The organism is Mycobacterium sp. NGS34, from assembly GCF_059812845.1.
Genome location: NZ_JCALDM010000008.1, coordinates 98,235 through 120,665 on the forward strand (window position 1 = coordinate 98,235; position 22,431 = coordinate 120,665).

Sequence of the window (22,431 nt, forward strand, 5' to 3'; positions counted from 1 at the left end):
ATTAAGCATCCTCCAGCAAATCGGGCGTCACCGCCGACTCGGTGTCGGGGATGCCTTCGACCTTCGCCTTGCGGTCGGCCATCGACAACAGGCGCCGAATGCGCCCGGCCACAGCGTCTTTCGTCATCGGCGGGTCGGCCAGGCGGCCGAGCTCCTCCAGCGACGCCTGCCGGTGCTCGACGCGCAGCCGCCCCGCCGACGCCAAATGGTCCGGGACCGTGTCGCCAAGGATCTCCAGCGCCCGCTCCACCCGGGCGGCCGCCGCGACCGCGGCCCGCGCCGACCGGCGCAGGTTGGCGTCGTCGAAGTTGGCCAGGCGGTTGGCCGTCGCGCGGACCTCGCGGCGCATCCGGCGCTCCTCCCAGACCAGCCGGGTGTCCTGGGCGCCCATCCGGGTCAGCAGGGCGCCGATCGCCTCGCCGTCGCGCACCACCACCCGGTCCGCGCCGCGCACCTCGCGCGCCTTCGCGCTGACCCCGAGCCGGCGGGCGGCGCCGACCAGCGCCAGCGCGGCCTCCGGGCCGGGGCAGCTGACCTCCAGGGCCGACGAACGTCCCGGCTCGGTCAGCGACCCGTGCGCCAAAAAGGCCCCCCGCCACGCCGCCTCGGCGTCGGCGACGCTGCCGCCGACGACCTGGGCCGGCAGGCCGCGCACCGGACGCCCCCGCATGTCGAGCAGGCCGGTCTGACGCGCCAGCGCCTCGCCGTCGTTGGCCACCCGCAGCACGTACCGGGTGCTCTTGCGAATCCCGCTGGCGGACAACACATGTACGACGGCGTTGTAGCCGTACAGCTCGAAGATGTCCTTGCGCAGCCGGCGCGCGACGTTGCCGAGGTCCACCTCGGCCTCGACGACCACCCTGCCGCCCACGATGTGGAGCCCGCCGGCGAACCTCAGCAGGGACGTGACCTCCGCGCGCCGCGCGCTGACCGATTTCACAACCAGGCGGCTCAGCTCGTCCTTGACTTCGGTCGTCATCGCCACGCGTCGTCACCCCTCGTCTCAACGTCGACCGGCAGCTGCGCGGTGGTCCGATCCAAAGGGGCTCCTCGACCTTTGTGACCCGCTCGGACCCCGTCCAGCGCCGCCGCGAGCTTGCCCGGGTCATGTAAAGGTGTACCAGGTCGGGCCACGTCAGCGAAGTGGACCTCGGCTTCTAGCAGCGTCGCGGTGCGGCGCAGTTGCTCGCGCTCGCGTTCGCTGGGCACCCGTTCGGAGTCGATGATCATGTCGTGCACGGTGAACCCGGGTGCGTGCTGGGCCAGTACGTGCAGATGGCGCTCCACCGAGAAGCCGGCCGTCTCCCCCGGCTCCGCCACCAGGTTGAGCACCAGTGCGCGCCGGGCGGTGGTGGCGCGCAGCGCCGTCGCCAGCCCCGGGACCAGCACGTGCGGGATGACGCTGGTGAACCACGAGCCGGGGCCCAGCACCACCAGGTCCGCGGCCATGATCGCGTCGACGGCCTGCCGGGTCGCCGGCGGGTCGGGCGGCAGCAGCCGCACCCGCCGCACCTTGCCGGGCGTGGTCGCGATCGCCACCTGGCCGCGGATCAGCCGGAACATCCGTGGGTCGGCCTCCAGGCCGGACACGTCGGCCTCGATCTGCAGCGCGATCGGGCACATCGGCAACACCCGGCCCTTGACGCCGAGGATGCGGCCAAGCTCGTCGAGGGCGGCGACGGGATCGGCCAGCACCTCGTTGAGTCCGGCCAGCAGCAGGTTGCCGATCGGGTGCCCGGCCAGGGCGCCGGTGCCGCCGAATCGGTGCTGCAGGATGGTCGCCCACAGCCGCCCGTACGGGCTGTCAGATGCCAACGCCGCCAAGGCCATTCGCAGATCGCCGGGCGGGATCACGTCCAGTTCGCTGCGCAGCCGGCCCGACGAGCCGCCGTCGTCGGCGACCGTCACCACGGCGGTGACGTAGGGCGTCAGCCGGCGCGCCGCGGACAGCGTCGCGTACAGGCCGTGTCCGCCCCCCAGCGCAACGATGCCTTCACTCATTCGCGACCCAGATCCCGGTGCAGCACCCGCACCGTCAGCTGCGGGTTACCCCCCAATCGCTGCATCAATGCCTCGGCGATCGCGACGCTGCGATGCTTGCCGCCGGTGCAGCCGATGGCGACCGTCATGTAGCGCTTGCCCTCCCGGCGGTAGCCCTCGACGACCAGATTTAGCAATCGATGGTAAGCGTCGAGGAACTCCCCCGCGCCGGGCTGGCCCAATACGTAGTCGCGCACCGCGGGGTCCTGGCCGGTGAGTGGGCGCAAGTCGTCGACCCAGTGCGGGTTGGGCAGGAACCGGACGTCCATCACCATGTCGGCGTCCATCGGCAGCCCGTACTTGAAGCCGAAGGACTCGAAGGTGACGCTGGTGGTTCCGGCGCCGTTGCCGCCGAACGCGCGCTCGATGCTCTCCCGCAGGCCCCGCACCGACAGCGTGGACGTGTCGATGATCAGGTCGGCGGTGGCGCGGACCGGGGCCAGCATCCTGCGCTCGGCGGCGATGCCCTCGGCCAGGGTCTGGTCGCCCTGCAGTGGGTGGCTGCGCCGGTTCTGCTCATAGCGACGCACCAGCATGTCGTCCGATGCCTCCATGAACACCACGCGCGGGGTGATGTTGCGGGTGGCCAACTCGTTGCGCACCTCGTCGAGGTCGCCGGTGAAGCCGCGCGACCGCACGTCCATCACCACCGCCAGCTGGGTGATGCGCGAACCGGCGGCCAGCCCGAAATCGACCATGCGCGTGATCAGCTGGGGCGGCAGGTTGTCGGCGACGTACCAGCCGAGGTCCTCGAGCACCTTGGCCGCGGTGCCCCGCCCGGCCCCGGACAGCCCCGTCACCAGGACGACGTCGATGCCCGCCTCGCCCGTCATTGCGGGTCCCCGGGTTGTTCGGGTCGCAGCGCCTCGAGGACGGCCGTGGCCGTGGCCACGCCGATGCCCGGCACGGCGGTGATCTGGTCGACGGTGGCCTCCTTGAGGCGGGCTATCGATCCGAAATGCGTTACCAGCGCCTTGCGGCGATGTTCTCCCAATCCTGGCACCGAATCGAGCGCCGAGGCGGTCATTCGCTTGGATCGCTTGCTGCGATGGTAGGCGATGGCGAACCGGTGCGCCTCGTCGCGCACGCGCTGCAGCAGGTAGAGGCCCTCGCTGTTGCGCGGCATGATGATCGGGTCCGGCTCCGAGGGCACCCAGATCTCTTCCAGCCGCTTGGCCAGTCCGATCACCGCGACGTCCGCGATGCCGAGCTCGTCGAGCACGGCGCTGGCCGCATTGACCTGTGGCGCGCCGCCGTCGACGACGTACAGGTTGGGCGGGTAGGCGAAGCGGCGCGATTTCCCTTCCGGGGAAAGCATATTGGGGTCCTGCTGCTCGCTGAGGTGGCGCGCGAAGCGGCGGCGGGTCACCTCGGCGATGGAGGCGACGTCGTCCGAGCGGCCCTGCCCCGCGGCCTCCCGGATCCCGAAGTGGCGGTAGTCCGACTTGCGGGGCAGGCCGTCCTCGAACACCACCAGCGAGCCCACCACGTCGGTGCCCTGCACGTGGCTGATGTCGACGCATTCGATGCGCAGCGGCGCGTCGGCCAGGCCCAGCGCGTCCTGAATGTTCTGCAGCGCGGCGGATCTCGCGTTGAAGTCGCCGGCGCGCTTCAGCTTGTGTTGTTGCAGGGCCTCTTTCGCGTTGCGCTGCACGGTTTCGGCCAGCGCGCGCTTGTCGCCGCGCCGCGGCACCCGCAAGTTGACACGCGAGCCGCGCAGGCCGGACAGCCAGCTGGTGAGCTCCTCGGAGTTGGACGGCAGGCACGGGACCAGCACCTCGCGGGGAACCGGGTTGGCCGCCTCGTCGGCGGAGCCGCCCAGCTCGGCCTGCTCGCCGTAGAACTGCGTGAGGAACTGCTCGACCAGCCGCTCCTCGCCGGATTCGCCTGGATCACCGGACTTTTCGACGATCCAGCCGCGCTGGCCGCGGACCCGCCCGCCGCGCACGTGGAACACCTGCACCGCCGCTTCCAGCTCGTCGTCGGCGAACGCGACCACGTCGGCGTCGGTGCCGTCGCCTAGCACCACGGCCTGCTTCTCCATGGCCCGCTTGAGCGCGCCCAGGTCGTCGCGAAGACGCGCCGCCCGTTCGAAGTCGAGCCGCTCGGCCGCGGCGTTCATCTCGTGCTCCAGGTCGCGGGCGAACCGGTCGGTCTTGCCGGACAGGAAGTCGCAGAAGTCCTCCACGATCTGGCGGTGCTGCTCGGCGCTGACCCTGCCGACGCACGGTGCCGAGCACTTGTCGATGTAGCCGAGCAGGCACGGGCGGTCGATCTGCCTGTGCCGCTTGAACACTCCGGCCGAGCAGGTGCGCGCCGGGAAGACGCGGGTGAGCAGGTCCAGCGTTTCGCGGATGGCCCACGCGTGCGAGTAGGGCCCGAAGTAGCGCACCCCCTTGCGCCGCGGGCCGCGGTACACCATCAGCCGCGGGAACTCCTCGTTGAGGGTGACCGCCAGCACCGGGTACGACTTGTCGTCGCGGTAGCGGACGTTGAAGCGCGGATCGAATTCCTTGATCCAGTTGTATTCCAGCTGCAACGCCTCGACTTCGGTGTTGACCACCGTCCACTCGACCTTGGCCGCGGTGGTCACCATCTGGCGGGTTCGCGGGTGCAGGCCGGCGACGTCGGCGAAGTAGGACGTCAGCCTGCTGCGCAGGCTCTTGGCCTTGCCGACGTAGATGACGCGCCCGTGCACGTCCCGGAACCGGTAGACGCCGGGCTCGACCGGGATGGACCCGGGCGCGGGGCGATACGTGGCGGGATCTGGCACGTAACCAGGCTAGTAGGCGGGTAGGACGGCGGAGGTCATCCCCACTCGTGCCGTCGAACGGGACACTTTGGGACACCCAAACTGTCATCCTTAATTGCATGTCCGGTGCTAAGCACGTCGTTTTGATCCATGGCGCATGGTCCCGTGGCGAGTCGTGGGCTTCCGCCCGCAGCGCCCTCGAAGGGCGCGGCTACACCACTCATACCCCGACGCTGCGCCATCACGAGCTGCCCTTCCGCGAGGGCGCCCTGAAGGTCGCGTCACTGAGCCTTCGGGACTACACGGACGACCTAGTGGCATTCGTGAATTCGCTGGATCGTCCACCGCTGTTGATAGGCCACTCGATGGGCGGGCTGCTGGCGCAGTTGGTGGCCGCGCGCACGCGCCACGCCGGCTTGGTGGCGGCATGCCCCGCCCCCGCGGCGGGCATCGTGGGGACGAGCGCTACCAACGTGCGCATGTCCCTGCCGCACTTGCTACAGCCACGGGCCTGGACCAAGCCGTGGCGGCCACCGACGTTCGAACAATTTCGACGCTGGATCGCCAACGCCCAGACCGAGGACGTCGCCCGCGAGATCTACGACGGTTTGGTCTGCGAATCCGGGCGCTTTGCCTGGGAGATGTTCCTCGCGGTTCCACGGCTTTCGAAGACCGCGGTCGTCGACTTCGCCGCAATCCCGACTCCAGTGCTGGCGATAAGCGCGGAATTCGACCGCATCGTGCCAGCCGGAGTCGCGCGCCGAACCGCGGCCCGCTACCAGCGCGGCACCTACGTCGAGATTCCCCGTTCCGACCACATGGTGTTCTCGGAGGCGGCGCTGCCCCTCACGATTGACCGTATCGACGACTGGATCGCCAGGAACCGCGTGCTCGCGACGGCCTAGCCGAAGATTTCCGTGCCATCGGGCACCGTCAAAATGGGGGCGGATCGTCGTCGTCGTCGGCGGGTGGGGCGGGCAGGGTGTAGCTCCAGGCCTCGGCCCGGCGGGCGGTGCGGGCGTCGCGGTTGTGGCGGCGTTCGGCGGCCACGCGGTAGGCGCGGTCTTGGGCGCGGGTGCGCCGGCGTTTGGGCATCATCGCGGTGCGCTCGCCGCAGTAATCCGGGTTCGGGTCGGCCTCGGGCGTCGGCATCCCGCCCACCGCATAACACAAGCTGGGGAACAGCAGCGCGCTGCCCGGGGTCGTCACGTAGGTGTGCCCGGCCGGGGAAGTCAGGATCAGCGTCCCGTCGGCGAGTTGCTGTTCGGTCCAGCCGAAGAAGGTTTTGATCAAATGATGAGTTCTGCAGTAGCACTTCAGATTTGACGCGTGCGTGGCCCCGCCCTGGGCATAGGGGATCGTATGATCCAGGTCGCAGCCGATGGCCGGGGCATCACAGCCCGGCCAGCGACACGTCAGATCCCGGCAGCGCACGAAATCGGCCAACGCCTTCGACGGCACATAGCCGTCCTCGGGCGGCGTGTCGCCGGGGTGAACCAACGGCACCCGCTTGGCCGACTTCGCCAACTCCTGGATCAATTCGGGCGGAATCAGCCCATCGGCACCCACCTCCGAGCCCGGCGCCGAGCCCCGCCCGTCGAGGGCGGCCTGCTCGGCGATCACATGAATCACCACCGGACCCGCCGCCGGGCGCTTCCCCGCCGCGCAATCGGTTCTTCCGCACCGACACCCCAACCGATCCGCGCCCGCGGCCAGCGCCCCCAACGCATCAGCGCGACGCTGCTCACGGCTACGCGGATCATGCACACACACGGTCGCCGCCAACCCGTTCAGCCGCTTCTCCAACGCGTGCGCATCGGGGCTCAACAGGACACCACCGAACTCCGCGCGCCCATCCTGATCCGGGCCGACCCACACCTCCCGATCCCGCTGAGCCTTGGCGCGCCGACGCACCGCATCCACATCGGCCTTGGCGACAATCTTGTCCACCTGGGCACTTAGCCGGCCCCGGCTCATCGAGGGCCAGCGCGCCACATTGGCCGCCAACCGCGCATCCACGCCCGCCAACACCTCGCGATCCTCAATCAGATCCGTGCGATACACGATCGTCTGAAACAACCGGTAATCGATATCCCCGGCGGCAAACACCTCCCCCACCTGCGGCAGCCGCTCGCGCATGGCACGGGCGTAGCGCACCCGGCTCGCCGCCAGCCCCTGGCTGATCCGCAACGCCGCCGCAATCTCGGCCGCCACCGCCTCCATCGTGTCGATCGCCCACTCCTCGGTCTCCGCACACCGCGACAACCGATAAGCAAACAACTCACCAACCGCGACCAGCTGCGCGGCCGCCGCCCGATTCTCCGCCCGCGACGCCGCGCAGATCCGATCCACCAACGCGGCCGACTCCGCCGTCTTCGACGGATAACACCGCTCAATCATCTCGTCGAACCGGGCAATCACCTCGGCACGAGCGGCTTTATCGAACATGTGTTCGAGTATAGCGCAGACCGGCGACAACCCACGCCGCTCGTCAGGCGGTCCGTCGGTCGAGCTGTGCCTTGCGTTTCGACGCCCAGTCCCGCATGGGGAATCCCGGCTTGCTGTCACAGGCCGAAAGCATCAGGGCGACCCGCGCAAGCACCGCCAGCCCGTAATCGCAGGTCCAATCGGAACGTGTCATGGTCCAGACGAGGATGCCGTCGTCGGTGGTGCCGAAGAAGCTGAGTCGCATCGGGCGAAACGCCCCGGCGGGCGACATCCCGACGGCTTCGCCATGGCACTTGGCGATGGCGGCAAAGCCCTTCGACACCACGTCGTGGGCCTTCACCGCTTTGTCGTAGACGTCGACCGACTCGGCGTATTGCGCCGCGCCGCCGACACGGTAGGCCGACTCGGCGTGCTCCGCCGAGCCGGGCGGCAACAGCGGGGAACCCTTGAACAGCAGCGCCGCCGAGCATTCCGGTGGCCGCGCGCTGGTGAAGTAGTTGTCGCCCAACGGATTAGCGGTGGCCGGGCCGAAAGGCGTGGTGTCCCCATCGGGCAAGAGCAGCTCGCGCGCCGGGATCGCCAGGTGCGCATTCGCGGGGATCCCCGGCAGACCGGGGGCCCGCACCGCTCGACCCGCCACCGAGGTTGCGCAGGAGCTCACCAGCACCGCGGCGACGACCAGCGCGGCAGCCGCCCGCGTGGTACGTGCCATCGGGCGATGGTACAGCGCTCAGCGGGCGTCGGGGCGATATCGCGCCAGCAGCGACCGCACGGTGTCCATCGCATCCACGGCGCGCTCCTTGTCGACGGCCTGGATCGCCATCAGGGGAACGTACTCGTCATCGGGCAGGTCGATGCGCGCCCACCGCCGGCCGGCCGGAAACGACACGCCGACGACGTCTGTCCAGGGAATCAGCTTGTACCCGAGAAGGTTTCGCACCGAAAGCCCGGCCGGTCCGACCCGCAGCCGCGGGCGCGCGAACAACAGCACCCCGCCGGCGATCACCAGACCCAGGGCGGCCACCGCCACCTGATCGGAAGTGTGAAAGATCACTCCGCTGGACTGGATCTTGAGCAGCAGGCCCACCATGATGTGCGCCGCGGCGATCAGAAACGCGGCGATGTAAACGAATAACGGCATGCGGTGGGGACGCAGTTCGACATCCCAGACCTCGCGGCTCGTCGGCGACGTCACGACCGGGCGCGCAGGTCACGCAACGTCAGCGCGGTGGCGAGGGCCGCCCCCGTGGCCTGGGCGCCCTTGTCCTCGGCCGATTCCGGAAGGCCGGCCCGGTCCAGGGCCTGCTCCTCGGTGTCGGTGGTCAGCACCCCGTTGGCTATCGGGGTCGAAGCGTCCAGCGAAACCCTGGTCAGCCCCTGCGTAACGGCGTCACACACGTAGTCGAAATGCGGTGTCTGGCCGCGGATTACGACGCCCAGAGCGACGACGGCGTCGTGGTTGCGGGCCAGCTCCTGCGCGATCACCGGGATCTCGATCGCGCCGATCACCCGGACCACCGTCGGGTCGTCGATGCCGGACTCGGATGCCACCTTGCGGGCACCGTCCAGCAGCGCGTCGCAGATTTCGGCGTGCCAGGTGCTGGCCACGATGGCCAGCCGCAGGCCGGACGCCTGCAGCGGCGGCACGTCCGGGATGCCGGCGCCACCGCTCACAAAGCACCGCCGAATTCGCCCGGCAGATGGACGGATTCGTGGAAGTCGTCGAGCCCGGCCAGGTCGTGCCCCATCTTGTCGCGCTTGGTCATCAGGTAGCGGATGTTCTCGGCGTTGGCCCGAACCGGAAGCGGCACCCGCTCGATGATGTGCAGCCCGTACCCGTCCAGCCCGACCCGCTTGGCCGGGTTGTTGGTCAGCAGCCGCATCGAGCGCACGCCGAGGTCGACCAAGATCTGCGCGCCGATCCCGTAATCCCTTGCGTCGGCGGGCAATCCGAGCTTGAGGTTGGCGTCGACGGTGTCGTCCCCGGCGTCCTGCAGCTGGTAGGCCTGCAGCTTGTGCATCAGCCCGATGCCGCGGCCCTCGTGGCCGCGCATGTACAACACGACGCCGCGCCCCTCGCGCGCGACCATCGCCATCGCCGCGTCCAGCTGCGGCCCGCAGTCGCAGCGGCGCGAGCCGAATACGTCGCCGGTCAGGCATTCGGAGTGCACGCGGACCAGCACGTCGTCGCCGTCGGCGTTGGGCCCGGCGATCTCGCCCCGGACCAGCGCCACATGCTCGACGTCCTCGTAGATGCTGGAGTAGCCGATGGCGCGAAACTCCCCGTGCCGGGTCGGGATCCGCGCTTCGGCGATGCGCTCGATGTGCTTCTCGTGCTTGCGCCGCCACTCGATGAGGTCGGCGATGGTGATCAGCGCGAGGTCGTGCTCGTCGGCGAAGACCCGCAACTCGTCGGTCTGGGCCATCGAGCCCTCGTCCTTCTGGCTGACGATCTCGCAGATCGCGCCCGCGGGTTGCAGCCCCGCCAGCCGGGCGAGATCGACGGCGGCCTCGGTGTGGCCGGGCCGGCGCAACACGCCACCGTCCTTGGCGCGCAACGGAACTACGTGGCCGGGACGGGTGAAATCGTCAGCGGCGCTGGCGGGATCGGCCAGCAGCCGCATGGTGGTGGCCCGGTCGGATGCCGAAATCCCGGTTCCCACACCGTTTCTCGCATCGACGGTAACGGTGTAGGCGGTGCCGTGCTTGTCCTGGTTCACCGCGTACATCGGCAGCAGCCCGAGCCGGTCGCAGATCGAGCCGTCCAGCGGTACGCAAAGGTATCCCGAGGTGTAGCGGACCATGAAGGCCACCATCTCCGGCGTCGCCTTCTCGGCCGCGAAGATCAGGTCGCCTTCGTTCTCGCGCTCCTCGTCATCGATGACGACGACGGCTTTACCTGCCGCAATGTCGGCAACCGCCCTCTCGACGGAGTCCAACCTCGTCATCTGTGCTGCCTTGCTTTCGTAGGGGCCCGGGCGAGCGGCCCAAGTGTTGCATCCAGTATGAACCACCGCGGCGCGGCGGTTATTGCCACGGCTTATCCAGCGGGACGCCGGACCCGGCGCCTCGGCGAGCACCATCGGTCGACCCCACGCAAGAAGCCCAGGCGTTGCATTTAAAAATGACGCACGCGTCGAATTGTTTGGACAACAATGCGCGGCGATCCGGGCATCGACGCGTTGATTGACGTGGGCAAACGATCCCAGTCGAGTTCACGCATTAGTCACGGATAAGCCCGAGCTGGGCGCAGCCTTTGAATTCAAAACTACGCCGTGGTGCGTTTTGGGCAGATTCCCAAAGGGGAAATCTGAGGCCATGAACACAAACACGCAAACCAAGACATGGCGTCGCTGGTGCACCGGCGCGCTCGCCGCCGGCGGCATGGCCGCGGCCGCGCTCGGACTGACTTCCGGCACCGCGCAGGCGGCGCCTCCTCCCGCACCCGTGAATCACCATCACTGGTGCCCCGGCCAGCAATGGGACTCGGGTTGGGGGCCCTACCAGAACTGGAACAACTGCCGTGACTGGGACGACAACTATGGGCCGGCCGGCTACGGCGCCCCGCCGCCGTGGGCACGGCCGATGCCCCCGCCGCCGCCGTGGGCGCCGTGGGCCCAGGTCGTCTGGAACGCCCAGTTCAACGACTGGGGCTACTGGGACGGCCCCGTCTGGCGCGGGCTGTAACCAGCTCCTGATCCAAAGCGGGCCGCTGCAGGGGTGCCACACCGCCGCTGCTAGCGGCCCGCTTTCATCAGCCGCTCGACGTACTTGGCGATGACGTCGACTTCGAGGTTGACCTGCGTCCCGACCGGGGCGCGGCCGAGGGTGGTCAGTTCCCGCGTCGTCGGGATCAGTGAGACCTCGAACCAGTCCCGCGGCTCCGCGCCCAGCCCGGACACCGTCAGGGAGATCCCGTCGACGGTGATCGACCCCTTCTCGACGACGTAGCGGGCCACCGGGGCGGGCACCTCGATCCGCACGACCTCCCAATGCTCGGAGGGTGCGCGGGACACCACCTGGCCGGTGCCGTCCACGTGCCCCTGCACGATGTGTCCGCCGAGCCGGCTGTTGACGGCCGCGGCGCGCTCGAGATTGACCCGGCTGCCGACCTGCAACTCGCCCAGGTTCGACCGGCTCAGGGTCTCGCCCATCACGTCGGCGGTGAACCGGCCGTCCGGCAGCAGCTCGGCGACCGTGAGGCACACACCGTTGACGGCGATCGAATCGCCATGCCCGGCATCGCCGGTCACCATCGGCCCGCGGATGGTCAACCGCGCGGCGTCGGCGAGCATCTCGCGGCCGGTCACCTCTCCGAGCTCCTCGACAATTCCGGTGAACATTGCACCAGGTTATCGGGCGAAACAGCGGGCAAGCGCGCCCCGTGTTCGAAGAGCCGGTCACGGGCACCCTCTACGATGCAGGGTATGCCGACTCGCCACCGTCTACTGGCCGTCCTCGCTTCCCTGACCCTCGCCTCCGCCCTGATCGCCGGATGCTCGTCGGGCCCGAAGGTGAGCGGCGGGCCGCTCCCCGACGCCACGAACCTGGTCAAGCAATCCGCCGCCTCGACCAAGAACGTCAAGAGCGCCCACCTCGTTATAAAGGTGAACGGCAAGATTCCGGGGTTGCCCATCAAGGTGCTGACGGGTGACCTCACGAACGCACCGGCCACCGCGGCGTCCGGAAACGCCACGCTCACTGTCGGGGGGGCAGACATTCAAGCCGACTTCGTCGTCGTCGACGGCGACCTGTACGCCACGCTCACGCCGAACAAGTGGAGTGATTTCGGCAAGGCCTCCGACATCTACGACGTCTCCGTGATCCTGAACCCGGACACCGGGCTGGCCAACGCGCTGAACAACTTCACCGATGCCAAGGCCGAGGGGCGCGACAACATCAACGGGCAGGAAGCGGTCAAGATCAGCGGGAAGTTCTCCGCGGACGCGGTGAACAAGCTCGTTCCGCAGTTCACCGCGTCGGGGCAGGTGCCGGGCACGGTGTGGATCCAGGAGAACGGCGACCACCAGCTGGTGCAGGCCAGCCTGGAGAAGAGTTCGGGCAATTCCCTGCAGATGAACATGTCCAACTGGGGCGCGCCGGTCAACGTCACCAAGCCCCCGGTGATCTCGTGAGCACTCAGTCGGGACGCCGCGTCGCGATCAGCGCCGGCAGCCTTGCGGTGCTGCTGGGGGCCCTCGACACCTACGTCGTGGTCACCATCATGCGCGACATCATGTCCGACGTCGGCATCCCGGTTAACCAGCTGCAACGGATCACCTGGATCGTCACGATGTACCTGCTCGGCTACATCGCGGCCATGCCGCTACTGGGCCGGGCGTCCGACCGGTTCGGCCGCAAGCTGCTGCTGCAGGCCGCCCTCGGCCTGTTCATCGTCGGGTCGGTGGTCACCGCGCTGGCCGGTCAATTCGGCGACTTCCACATGCTGATCGCCGGCCGAACCATCCAGGGCGTGGCCAGCGGCGCGCTGTTGCCGGTCACCCTCGCGCTCGGCGCCGACCTCTGGTCGCAGCGCAACCGCGCCGGCGTGCTGGGCGGCATCGGCGCCGCGCAGGAGCTGGGCAGCGTGCTGGGCCCGCTGTACGGCATCTTCATCGTCTGGTTGTTCCACGACTGGCGATACGTGTTCTGGATCAACGTGCCGCTGACGCTGATCGCGATGGTGATGATCCAGTTCAGCCTGCCCTCGCGGGACCGCACCGAGGCGCCGGAACGGATCGACCTGGTCGGTGGCCTGCTGCTGGCCGTCGCGCTGGGGCTCGCGGTGATCGGCCTGTACAACCCCAACCCCGACGGCAAGCAGGTGCTGCCGAGCTACGGGTTGCCGCTGGTGATCGGCGCGATCGTCGCCGCGGTGGCCTTCGTGGTGTGGGAGCGGTTCTCCCGCACCCGGCTGATCGACCCGGCCGGCGTGCGCTTCCGCCCCTTCCTCGCGGCGCTGGGCGCCTCGTTGGCCGCGGGCGCGGCGCTGATGGTGACGCTGGTGGACGTGGAGCTGTTCGGGCAGGGCGTGCTGCAGATGAACCAGAACCAGGCGGCCGGGCTGCTGCTGTGGTTCCTGATCGCCCTGCCGATCGGCGCGGTGCTGGGCGGCTGGATCGCCACCCGCATCGGCGACCGGATCATGATCTTCGTCGGGCTGCTCATCGCCGCCTACGGGTACTGGCTGATTCACTACTGGCGCGAAGACATCCTGGGGCACAAGGTCGACGTCTTCGGGTTGTTCAGCGTGCCGACGATCCACGCCAACCTGTTGGTGGCCGGCCTCGGCCTCGGCCTGGTGATCGGGCCGCTGTCGTCGGCGGCCCTGCGGGTGGTCCCGGCCGCGCAACACGGCATCGCCTCGGCGGCGGTGGTGGTGGCCCGCATGACGGGCATGCTCATCGGCGTGGCCGCGCTGACGGCGTGGGGCTTCTACCGGTTCAACCAGATCGTGGCCGGGCTGACCGCGGCGATCCCGCCGGACGCCACCCTGCTGGAACGCGTGCTCGCCCAGGGCACGATGTACATCAAGGCCTTCGCGGCGATGTACGGCGACATCTTCATGGTCACCGTCGGCATCTGTGTGGCCGGGGCGCTGCTGGGTCTATTGGTCAGCGGCCGCAAGGAACACGCCGAGGAACCCGAAGTCACCGAGGAACCGGCCGAGATCAACCCGGCGCCAACCCCCTGAGCGCTATCCGCCCTGCGGCACCAGGCTGAGCACCAGATCCGGGCCCGCCCGGTCGACCCCGTCGAACTGCCAGCGCAGCGCCCGCGCGATGGTGGGCACCCCCACGTCGTCGACGGCCGTGATCGGCCCGCCCACCAGCATGGGCGCCATGTAGGCCAGGATCCGGTTGACCGCCCCGGCGCGCAGGAAGGCTCCGGCGAGGGTGGGGCCGCCTTCGAGCAGGACGTCGGTGCGGTCCGACAGCGCCTTGATGACCTCCATCGGATCGTGGGTGCGAATCACCATGGTGCGCGAATCGTCGTTGAGAACCTTTGCCTCCGGCGGTATTTCGCGCATGCCCACCACCACTCGCAACGGTTGGCGGTTGGCCAGCGAGCCGTCGCCCAGCCGCGCGGTGAGCGCGGGGTCGTCGGCCAGCACGGTGCCGGTGCCGACCACGATCGCGTCGGCGATGGCGCGCCGGCGATGCAGGTCCAACCGGGAAGCCTCGCTGGAGATCCACTGGCTGGTGCCGTCGGCGGCGGCGCTGCGGCCGTCCACGCTGCTGGCGTACTTCCACGTCACGTGCGGCAGCCCGGTCCGCACCTTGTGCAGCCACTCGCGCAGCGGCCCGGCGGCCACCTGATCCGCCAGCACCCCCGACCGCACCTGCACACCGGCGGCCTGCAGCCGGCCCGCGCCGCCGCCCGCGATCCCGTTCGGGTCGCCGACGGCGTAGACGACCGTGCCCACCCGGGCCTCGATCAGCGCGTTGACGCACGGCGGCGTCTTGCCGTAGTGATTGCACGGCTCGAGGGTGACGAACGCGATGCCGCCCGCGGCCAGGCCGCCGGCCCGCCGCAACGCCAGCACCTCGGCGTGGTCGCCGCCGGCGGGCTCGGTGGCGCCGACGCCGACGACGTGGCCCTCGGGGTCGACGATCACGCAGCCGACCGGCGGATTCGGGTAGGTGGCGCCCTTGACCTGGTAGGAGTGTTCGATCGCCAGCCGCATGGCCGCGTCGAGGCTGTCGACCGACTGGGGCTGGTTCATGCGCGCAGGTGCGCTGACGCGGCCGCGGCCTGTCGCCGCAACGCCTCGACCGCGGCCTCCGGGTCGGCCGCCCCGTACACCGCCGACCCCGCGACGAAGCAGTCGACGCCGGCCTCGGCGGCCTGCTCGATGGTGTCCTCGTTGATGCCGCCGTCGATCTCGACCAGGATCGTCAACTCCCCCGCCTCGATCAGCTTGCGCGCGGCCCGGACCTTCGAGAGCACCTCCGGGATGAAGCTCTGTCCGCCGAAGCCGGGCTCGACCGACATGATCAGCAGGGTGTCGAAGTTCGGCAGGATTTCGAGGTAGGGCTCCAGCGGGGTGCCCGGCTTCACGCTGATCCCGGCCTTGGCGCCGGCGGCGCGGATGTCGCGGGCCACCCCAACGGGGTTGTCGGTGGCCTCGGCGTGGAAGGTGACGTTGTAGGCGCCCGCCTCGGCGTAGGGCGGCGCCCACCGGTCCGGTTCCTCGATCATCAGATGGCAATCCATCGGGATGCTGGTGGTTTTCAGCATGGCCTCGACCACGGGCAGCCCGATGGTCAGGTTCGGCACGAAGTGGTTGTCCATCACGTCGACGTGCAACCAGTCGGCGCCGCGCACGGCGGCGGCTTCGTCGGCGAGTCGGGCGAAATCGGCGGCCAGGATCGACGGGGCGATCAGCGCTTTACCGCTATTGCCAGGCATGTGCGCCACATTACTGAGCCGAACGGCCATCATCACTTCAGGCGCGGCGCAGCGCGGCGGGGGCCGTGTCTTTTTTTTGTCGCCGCGGCGCTACCCCGCTACGCGGCGCAGCGCCGCGGCGAACATCGCGTCGGTGCCGTGCCGGTGCGGCCACAGCTGCACCGAACCTCCCTCCCCCAGATCGGTGACGGGCTCGAACAGCGGCCGGGTGTCCAGCTCGGACACCGGATGACGGCGCAGCGCGTCGCCCACCACGCCGACGGTTTCCGCGAGGTGCGGCGAGCAGGTCGCGTACAGCACCACGCCGCCGGGCCGGGTCAGCGCGATCGCGGCGGCCAGCAGCTCGCGTTGCAGCTTGGCCAGCGCCGGCACGTCGGCCGGCCGGCGCCGCCACCGGGCCTCGGGCCGGCGGCGCAACGCGCCCAGCCCGGTGCAGGGCGCGTCCACGAGCACCCGGTCGAAGCCCGGCTCGAGACCGCTCTGGCGCCCGTCGACCCGCAGCACGTCGACGGGCAGCCCGCGGGCGTTCTGCTCGACCATCTCGGCGCGATGCGGGGACGGCTCCACCGCCGTGACACGGGCCCCGGACTCCGAGCCCAGCGCCGCCAGCAGCGCGGTCTTGCCGCCCGGCCCGGCGCACAGGTCCAGCCACCGCCCGGTGTCGCCGTCGACCGGCGCCAGCGTGAGCGCGCGGGCCACCAGCTGGCTGCCCTCGTCCTGGACCAGGGCGGCACCGTCGCGCACCGGCGCCAGCCGCCCCGGATCCCCGCCCGGCAGGTACACCGCGTACGGCGAGTACCGGCCGACGGTGCCGCCCACCGCGTCGGCCAGTTCGGCGGCGGTCAGCGTCCCGGGGCGCGCCGCCAGGTGCACCTGAGGCCGGGCGTCGTCGCTGGCCAGCACCGCGTCGAGTTCGGTGGCGGCCGCGCCGAGCGCGTCGGCGAAGGCCTGGGCGACCCAGCGCGGGTGCGCGTGCACGAACGCGGCGTGCCCGACCGGGTCCCGCGACGGGTCGGGGGCCAGCTCGTCGACCCAGGACTTCTCGTCCCGGGCGGCGATGGTGCGCAGCACGCCGTTGACGAATCCCGCTCGGGCCGAATCGAATTCGATGCCGGCCTGATCGACCGTGGTGGAAAGTGCGGCGTGCGCGTCGACCCGGGTGCGCAGCAGTTGATAGGCGCCGAGCCGGAGCAGGTCGAGCAGCACCGGGTCGATGGCCTCCGGCGGTCGCCCGGCGGCCGCGCCGATGACCGCGTCGAGCAGGCCCCGGGAGCGGCAGGTGCCGTAGGTGAGCTCCGTGGCGAAAGCCGCGTCGCGACCGGTGATTCCGCGTTGCCGCAGCAGCGCGGGCAGGGCCAGGTTGGCGTAGGCGTCGCGCTCGCTGACGGCCCGAAGCACCTCGAACGCGGCGGCGCGCGCCGGGTCCAGCGGCCGGCGCGACTTGCGCGGTTTGCCGCTCACGACGCCCGCGCGGCGGCGTCGAGGCGGGCGCCGCGCGCCCAGTCGACGGCGTTCATCAACTTCTTGCCGGGCGGCTGAATCTGGCCCAGCCGCACTGGTTCCGAGCCGGTGCCGATCCACACGTTCTTGCGGTCGGCGTGAATGACACCGGGCTCCAACGGCATTGGGGCCGCTTCGATCGCCACGGGCCCGACCTTGACCCGCAGGTCCCCGATGAGCGTCCAGGCGCCGGGGTTGGGCGTGACGGCGCGGATCCGGCGCTCCACCACCGGCGCCGGCAGCTCCCAGCGGACCCGCGCCGCTTCCACGCTGATCTTCGGCGCCATGCTGATCCCGTCGGCGGGTTGGGGCCGCGGCGTCAGCGTCCCGTCGGCGATGCCGTCCAGCGTGGCCGACAACAGCGCCGCCCCCGAAAGGGCAAGGCGCTCAAGCAGATCGCCGGCGGTGTCGGTGGGCCGGATCGTCTCGGTGACGACCCCGTACACCGGTCCCGAATCCAGGCTCGGCTCGATGCGGAACGTGGTCGCGCCGGTGATGGCGTCGCCCGCGGCGATCGCGGCCTGGACCGGGGCGGCGCCGCGCCAGGCCGGCAGCAGCGAGAAGTGCAGGTTGATCCACCCGTTCGGGGGAATCGCGAGCAGGTCGTCGCGCAGCAGCGCGCCGTAGGCCACCACCGGGCAGCAGTCCGGCGCCAGCTCCGAGAGCTCGGCGACGAATTCCGGCGAATTGGGCCGCGCCGGGCGCAGCACCGGGATGCCGCGGTCGAGCGCCTCGCGGGCCACCGGCGAGGGCTGCGGCTTGCCGTGCCGGCCGGCGGCGGCGTCGGGCCGGGTCAGCACCGCCACCACCTCGTGCCGGGGTGACTCGACGAGGCGGCGCAGCGAAGGCAGCGCGGGTTCGGGGGTGCCGGCGAAGACGAGGCGCACGCGCCCAAGTCTAGGAAGCGCGGCTACAAGTCGAGCTCGGCGTCCAGGTGGACGTCGGGCTCGCCGCCGGCGACCGTGAACGCCGTCAGCGCCCGCACCAGGCCGTGGCGCTCCGGCGGCGGCATCTTCTCCACGATGGCGGCGATCTCGGCGCGCCGGTAGGCGGTGACCCGGCGGACGACCTCGCGCCCGCGCTTGGTCAGCGCGGCGAGCAGCTCGCGTCGGGAAGTGGGGTGCGGGAGGCGGTCGATCAGCCCGGCGGCGACCAGCCGGTCGACCATCCGGCCGGTGGCCGAGGGTTGCACACCCAGCAGGCTGGCCAGCGTCGCCAGGTTCACCGGGCCCCGGTTGGACAGGATCACCAGGGTCCGGAACTGCGGAATGGTGATGGTCTCGTCCACCTGGCTGATCGAGCGCGCCGAGATGGCCACCAGCAGGCGGGATGCCGTGAGCAACGCGTCCGTGATCACGTCCAATGACTCGTCCGCTTCCGTCGCGTTGTCCGCCGCCATTGCGCCCCTTTCCGGGCCTCCCCGAGCATCCGCGGGCCAAAGAGTAGGAAGTGTAACAGCCTTCTAATATCGAGGTCAGGCATTATTTCCCACACATACTATCGCCGCAGCGGAGCGTTTGCCTACGCCCGTGGCTACCCGATGTGCAGCGGATCGATCTGCACCCGCGCCGGCTCGTGGTTCTGCCGAGCGCTGAGCACGCCGACGCCGCTGCGCAAGGCGGCGGCGAGCGCCAGACCCTGCGCGCGCGGGACCCGCACCAGCATGCGGGTGACGGGCGCGCCGGCGGGGGTACCGGCCGGGCGGCGCACGCCCGCCGGCAGGTCGACGGGGCCGAGCAGCTCCGCTCCCTCGGGCAGGCGGACCTGGTCGAGCAGCGCCGCGACGGCGCCGGCCGTCCCGTCGATGGCCGCCATGTGCACGCTGGGCGGCAGCCCCACCTCGGCACGCGCCGTCAAATCGGCCTCCGCGTGGCCCACCGGGTCCCAGCGGATCAGCGACTGCACTGTGGGAATGGACGATTCGGCGACCACCATCACCACGCCGCCGTCGCCGCGGGCCCGCACCAGCGCGACGGCGCTCATCCAGCGCCACAACGCGTCCTCGGCGGCGCGCAGGTCTTGGCGGCCCAGCAGCGCCCAGGTGTCCAAGAGCAGCGCCGCCCCGTAGCCGTCCGCGGCGTGGGGTTCGGCGCCGGGAGTAGCGACCACCAGGGCCGGGCGCGCGGCGACCTCCGCCACGATGGCGTCGCCCGCCGAGGTGACGACCGGCGTGCCGGCGAACGCGCGGCCGAGTTCCTCGGCGGTGCGGCGGGCCCCGACGACGACGGCGCGCACCGCGTCCGATCCGCACCGCGCGCACCGCAACGCCGGTTCGGCGCGGCCGCACCAGCGGCACACCGCCCCCGGGCCGCGCTCCTGCAGCGCCAGCGGGCCCGTGCATTGCCGGCATCGGGCGATGGCCCGGCAGCGACCGCAGGCCAGCGACGGGACGTACCCGCGCCGCGGCACCTGCACCAGCACCGGCGCGCCGGCCTCGAGCGACGAGCGGGCGGCGCGCAGCGCGATGGACGGGACGCGCGCGGTGCGCGCCGCCGGGTCGCGTTCGTCGGCGTAACCCGTGTCGTCCAGGGCGATCACCCGCGGGGTGCGGGCGCGGACCACCGGCCGCGCGGCGACGATGTCGTGCGCCCACCCGCTGCGCACCAGCGCGTGGGCCTCGGCGGTCCGCGCGTAGCCACCGATCAGCGCCGCGCAGCGGGCCTGATGCGCCCGCAGCATCGCCACCTCCCGGGCGTGCGGGTACGGCGCCCGCGGCTCGGCCAGGCTGTCGTCCGCGTCGGCCCACACCATGACCAGGCCCAGGTCGCTCATCGGCGCGAACACCGCGCTGCGGGTGCCGATCACCAGGCGCGCCGAGCCGCGCAGCGCGGCCAGCCAGCGCCGGTATCGGGCGGCCGGGCCCAGCCCCGCCGACAGCGCCACCACGCACTCCTTGTCGATCCGGGTCGTCGCGGCCGCCCACAGGGTGTCCAGGTCGCGCTGGTCGGGCACGATCGCCAGCACCGCCCGTCCGGTCCGGACGGTCTGGGCGGCGGCCTCGGCGAACCGGTCCGCCCAGGGCTCGCCGGGCAGGGCCTGCCAGACGGCCCGCGCGGCGCGGGATTCGGCGAGCGCCCCCAGGAACTGCCCGCCGCGGCCGTAGGCCTCCCACGCCGCGGGGTCGACGGGCGCGGGCACCGGCGGCGCGGGCAACGGGAGCGTCGCCGCGGGCTCGCGCTCCACCCGCGCGTGGCGGGCCGGCACGGCCAGGCGCAGCACGTCGGGCCGGGTCCCGGCGTAGCGCGCGGCCACCGCGTCGACCAGGCGCCGGATCTCCGTCGTCAGCACCGGTTCGGCCGACACCACCCGGTCCAGCCAGCCCAGCTTGCCGGTGTGATCGGTGTCGTTGCGGCGCTCCAGCAAGAACCCGTCGACCAGCCGGCCGTGGAACCGCACCCGCACCCGGACCCCCGGCTGCGCGTCGTCGGACTGCTCGGCCGACACCAGGTAGTCGAACTCGCGGTCCAGGTGCGGCACCGAAAGCATGGGCAGCACTCGGGCGATCGGCTCGACCTCGGGAGTTGCCTTGCCAGCCAACGGGATCGACAACTAGCCTTCGTCGGGCTCGGGCTCGTAGTCGGTCTCGTACTCGTAGTCCGTCTCGTAGTCCGTTTCGTAATCCGGTTCCTCGCGACCGAAGAAGAACCCGGCCGTGATCAAGACCTGGGCGGCGGCGTACAACCACCAGATCGGGACCGCGAGCGCGTCGTTGTACAAGATGAACCGGCCGATGGCGATCATCGTGTCCGACGCGGCAAAACACACCGCCCCCACCGCGGTCCAGATCGTCGGCAGCTCGGCCAACAGCGCCATGCAGACCATCGCGGTCAGCGCGACCATGTACAGCGTCACCGGAATGGTCAGCTTGTCGCGGCCCAGGTGCGGCCAGAACCACGCCAGCAACGACACCGAGACCAGGCACATGAAAGCGACGGCGGCGAGGCGCACCCGGGAGGCGTGGGCCAGCGGAATGAGGGCCCCCAGGAAACACAAGTGCGCCAACAGGAATGCCGCCAGCCCCAACCCGAACGACATGGTCCACCACGGGATCGCCAACAGCCAGTCGCCGACGGCCGACATCAGCAGCGCGGGCATCAGCCAGCGCCGCTCGCGGACGATGGGGTGCGCCACCGCGGCGACGGTGAGCAGCAACGCCATCGACGCCTTGAACGGCGGCTGCAGCACCCAGTGCCCGGTCAAAGCCGTTCCCGGCGGCGACCGCAACGCGACCACCGTCAGGTAAACGCCGTAGGCGAGGCCCGCCCAGCCGGCCACCACCCAGCCGCCGGACACCAGGCGGGGTGCGTACGGTACTTCCATGCCCAGCTTGGAAACCGCCGACGAGAACCCTGGTATCGACCCCATCCTGCTGAAGGTACTGGATGCGGTTCCGTTCCGGTTAACAACCGACGATGGTGTCGCGGCGGCGCGGCAGCGGTTCCGCGACCTGCCGCGGCGGCCGCTGCATCCCGAGTTGCGGGTCGAGGACCGCGCCATTCCGGGTCCGGGTGGCGCGATCGGCATCCGGATCTATTGGCCCTCAGCCGATCCGGGCGGGGATGCGCCGGTGGTGCTGTTCTTCCACGGCGGCGGCTGGGTCGTGGGCGACCTCGATACCTACGACGGCACGGCTCGCCAGCACGCGGTGGGCGCCGAAGCGATCGTGGTGTCCGTCGACTACCGGCTGGCGCCCGAGCACCGCTACCCCGCCGCCGTCGAAGACGCTTGGGCCGCAACGCTGTGGGTGGCCGAGCACGGCGGCGAGCTCGGCGCCGACACCGCGCGGATGGCGGTCGCCGGGGATTCCGCCGGCGGAAACATGTCCGCGGTTATCGCGCAACGAGCCCGGGACGAGGCCGGCCCGCCGATCGCGTTCCAGCTGTTGTGGTATCCCGCGACGATGTGGGATGCGTCGCTGCCGTCCTTCGCCGAAAACGCCGCCGCACCGATCCTCGACGCCAGGGGCGTCGCCGTGTTCTCGCGTTGGTACGCAGGCGAAGTCGACCTGTCCGACCCGCCCCCTGACATGGCGCCCGGACGGGCGAAGAACCTGGCCGGCCTGCCCCCGGCCTACATCGGCGTCGCCGGTCACGACCCGCTGCGCGACGACGGCATCCGCTACGGCGAGCTGCTGGCCGCCGCCGGGGTGCCGGTCGAGGTGCACAACGCGGAGACGATGGTGCACGGCTTCCTGGGCTACGCGGGCGTGGTGCCCGCGGCCACCGCCGCGCTGGACAAAGGGCTCACGGCGCTGCGGAATGCCCTGCATTAACGGCCCG

22 protein-coding genes are annotated in these 22,431 nt (G+C 70.8%); 5 read left to right on the forward strand and 17 right to left on the reverse strand.

The features are described from left to right. Position 1: 1 nt before the first annotated feature. From whiA to uvrC, 4 genes are read right to left on the reverse strand one after another with little or no spacing between them, the layout of a single operon-like run. On the reverse strand, positions 2–979 hold the full coding sequence (gene whiA, locus AC5Y7V_RS20560; RefSeq protein WP_067014582.1) for a DNA-binding protein WhiA: 978 nt from the start codon (positions 977–979) through the stop codon (positions 2–4). Next, positions 976–2,001, reverse strand: coding sequence for a YvcK family protein (locus AC5Y7V_RS20565; protein ID WP_499881881.1), 1,026 nt, complete (start codon positions 1,999–2,001; stop codon positions 976–978). Before AC5Y7V_RS20565 ends, whiA begins: the two co-directional genes overlap by 4 nt. Beyond that, complete coding sequence (gene rapZ, locus AC5Y7V_RS20570; RefSeq protein WP_499881882.1) at positions 1,998–2,873, reverse strand: RNase adapter RapZ; 876 nt, start codon at positions 2,871–2,873, stop codon at positions 1,998–2,000. Before rapZ ends, AC5Y7V_RS20565 begins: the two co-directional genes overlap by 4 nt. After that, complete coding sequence (gene uvrC / locus AC5Y7V_RS20575) at positions 2,870–4,813, reverse strand: excinuclease ABC subunit UvrC (protein WP_499881883.1); 1,944 nt, start codon at positions 4,811–4,813, stop codon at positions 2,870–2,872. The genes rapZ and uvrC overlap by 4 nt, the downstream gene beginning before the upstream one ends. Positions 4,814–4,911: 98 nt before the next feature. On the opposite strand from uvrC, the gene AC5Y7V_RS20580 reads away from it, so the two are divergent. Further along, on the forward strand, positions 4,912–5,697 hold the full coding sequence (locus AC5Y7V_RS20580) for an alpha/beta hydrolase (protein WP_499881884.1): 786 nt from the start codon (positions 4,912–4,914) through the stop codon (positions 5,695–5,697). Positions 5,698–5,725: 28 nt separating this feature from the next. On the opposite strand, the gene AC5Y7V_RS20585 is transcribed toward AC5Y7V_RS20580, so the two are convergent. From AC5Y7V_RS20585 to AC5Y7V_RS20605, 5 genes are read right to left on the reverse strand one after another with little or no spacing between them, the layout of a single operon-like run. Then, entirely contained in the window at positions 5,726–7,240 is a 1,515-nt protein-coding gene (locus tag AC5Y7V_RS20585) for an HNH endonuclease signature motif containing protein (protein ID WP_499881885.1), read from the reverse strand. Between the two features lie 43 nt (positions 7,241–7,283). Beyond that, the gene (locus AC5Y7V_RS20590) at positions 7,284–7,952 is read right to left on the reverse strand and encodes a hypothetical protein (protein ID WP_499881886.1); all 669 of its coding nucleotides are present in this window, start codon (positions 7,950–7,952) and stop codon (positions 7,284–7,286) included. A gap of 18 nt (positions 7,953–7,970) precedes the next feature. Continuing rightward, positions 7,971–8,381, reverse strand: a complete 411-nt coding sequence (locus AC5Y7V_RS20595; protein ID WP_499882035.1) for a PH domain-containing protein — start codon at positions 8,379–8,381, stop codon at positions 7,971–7,973. Between the two features lie 50 nt (positions 8,382–8,431). Continuing rightward, positions 8,432–8,914: a 6,7-dimethyl-8-ribityllumazine synthase gene (gene ribH, locus AC5Y7V_RS20600; protein ID WP_499881887.1), complete on the reverse strand. Its 483-nt coding sequence runs from the start codon at positions 8,912–8,914 to the stop codon at positions 8,432–8,434. Beyond that, the gene (locus AC5Y7V_RS20605; RefSeq protein WP_499881888.1) at positions 8,911–10,188 is read right to left on the reverse strand and encodes a bifunctional 3,4-dihydroxy-2-butanone-4-phosphate synthase/GTP cyclohydrolase II; all 1,278 of its coding nucleotides are present in this window, start codon (positions 10,186–10,188) and stop codon (positions 8,911–8,913) included. The genes ribH and AC5Y7V_RS20605 overlap by 4 nt, the downstream gene beginning before the upstream one ends. A 370-nt stretch (positions 10,189–10,558) precedes the next feature. On the opposite strand from AC5Y7V_RS20605, the gene AC5Y7V_RS20610 reads away from it, so the two are divergent. Then, positions 10,559–10,927 carry an Mtp family mycobacterial-type pilin gene (locus AC5Y7V_RS20610; protein ID WP_499881889.1) on the forward strand — a complete coding sequence of 123 codons (369 nt, stop codon included), beginning with the start codon at positions 10,559–10,561 and terminating at the stop codon, positions 10,925–10,927. A gap of 50 nt (positions 10,928–10,977) precedes the next feature. On the opposite strand, the gene AC5Y7V_RS20615 is transcribed toward AC5Y7V_RS20610, so the two are convergent. Beyond that, positions 10,978–11,583, reverse strand: a complete 606-nt coding sequence (locus tag AC5Y7V_RS20615; RefSeq protein WP_499881890.1) for a riboflavin synthase — start codon at positions 11,581–11,583, stop codon at positions 10,978–10,980. Positions 11,584–11,667: 84 nt separating this feature from the next. Here AC5Y7V_RS20615 and AC5Y7V_RS20620 point away from each other — a divergent pair, with 84 nt between their 5' ends. Beyond that, positions 11,668–12,375 carry an LppX_LprAFG lipoprotein gene (locus AC5Y7V_RS20620; RefSeq protein ID WP_499881891.1) on the forward strand — a complete coding sequence of 236 codons (708 nt, stop codon included), beginning with the start codon at positions 11,668–11,670 and terminating at the stop codon, positions 12,373–12,375. Then, positions 12,372–13,934 (forward strand): MFS transporter, encoded by a 1,563-nt coding sequence (locus AC5Y7V_RS20625; RefSeq protein WP_499881892.1) that lies wholly within the window; start codon positions 12,372–12,374, stop codon positions 13,932–13,934. Before AC5Y7V_RS20620 ends, AC5Y7V_RS20625 begins: the two co-directional genes overlap by 4 nt. 3 nt (positions 13,935–13,937) lie before the next feature. Here the strand turns inward: AC5Y7V_RS20625 and ribD are convergent, their stop codons facing one another. The 7 genes from ribD to AC5Y7V_RS20660 all read right to left on the reverse strand — a co-directional run bounded on the left by ribD (position 13,938) and on the right by AC5Y7V_RS20660 (position 21,472). Continuing rightward, positions 13,938–14,966: a bifunctional diaminohydroxyphosphoribosylaminopyrimidine deaminase/5-amino-6-(5-phosphoribosylamino)uracil reductase RibD gene (ribD, locus tag AC5Y7V_RS20630; RefSeq protein WP_499881893.1), complete on the reverse strand. Its 1,029-nt coding sequence runs from the start codon at positions 14,964–14,966 to the stop codon at positions 13,938–13,940. Continuing rightward, positions 14,963–15,652, reverse strand: coding sequence for a ribulose-phosphate 3-epimerase (gene rpe, locus AC5Y7V_RS20635; protein ID WP_499881894.1), 690 nt, complete (start codon positions 15,650–15,652; stop codon positions 14,963–14,965). Before rpe ends, ribD begins: the two co-directional genes overlap by 4 nt. A 90-nt stretch (positions 15,653–15,742) precedes the next feature. Further along, positions 15,743–17,113, reverse strand: a complete 1,371-nt coding sequence (locus AC5Y7V_RS20640; protein WP_499881895.1) for an RsmB/NOP family class I SAM-dependent RNA methyltransferase — start codon at positions 17,111–17,113, stop codon at positions 15,743–15,745. Continuing rightward, positions 17,110–18,039 carry a methionyl-tRNA formyltransferase gene (fmt, locus tag AC5Y7V_RS20645; RefSeq protein ID WP_499881896.1) on the reverse strand — a complete coding sequence of 310 codons (930 nt, stop codon included), beginning with the start codon at positions 18,037–18,039 and terminating at the stop codon, positions 17,110–17,112. Before fmt ends, AC5Y7V_RS20640 begins: the two co-directional genes overlap by 4 nt. 23 nt (positions 18,040–18,062) lie before the next feature. Beyond that, entirely contained in the window at positions 18,063–18,551 is a 489-nt protein-coding gene (locus tag AC5Y7V_RS20650) for a MarR family transcriptional regulator (protein WP_499881897.1), read from the reverse strand. Positions 18,552–18,685: 134 nt separating this feature from the next. Beyond that, positions 18,686–20,638, reverse strand: coding sequence for a primosomal protein N' (locus tag AC5Y7V_RS20655; protein ID WP_499882036.1), 1,953 nt, complete (start codon positions 20,636–20,638; stop codon positions 18,686–18,688). A gap of 63 nt (positions 20,639–20,701) precedes the next feature. Beyond that, positions 20,702–21,472, reverse strand: coding sequence for a lysoplasmalogenase (locus AC5Y7V_RS20660; protein WP_499881898.1), 771 nt, complete (start codon positions 21,470–21,472; stop codon positions 20,702–20,704). On the opposite strand from AC5Y7V_RS20660, the gene lipI reads away from it, so the two are divergent. After that, positions 21,471–22,424, forward strand: coding sequence for an esterase LipI (lipI, locus tag AC5Y7V_RS20665; RefSeq protein WP_499881899.1), 954 nt, complete (start codon positions 21,471–21,473; stop codon positions 22,422–22,424). The genes AC5Y7V_RS20660 and lipI overlap by 2 nt on opposite strands. The last annotated feature ends 7 nt before the right edge of the window (positions 22,425–22,431 follow it).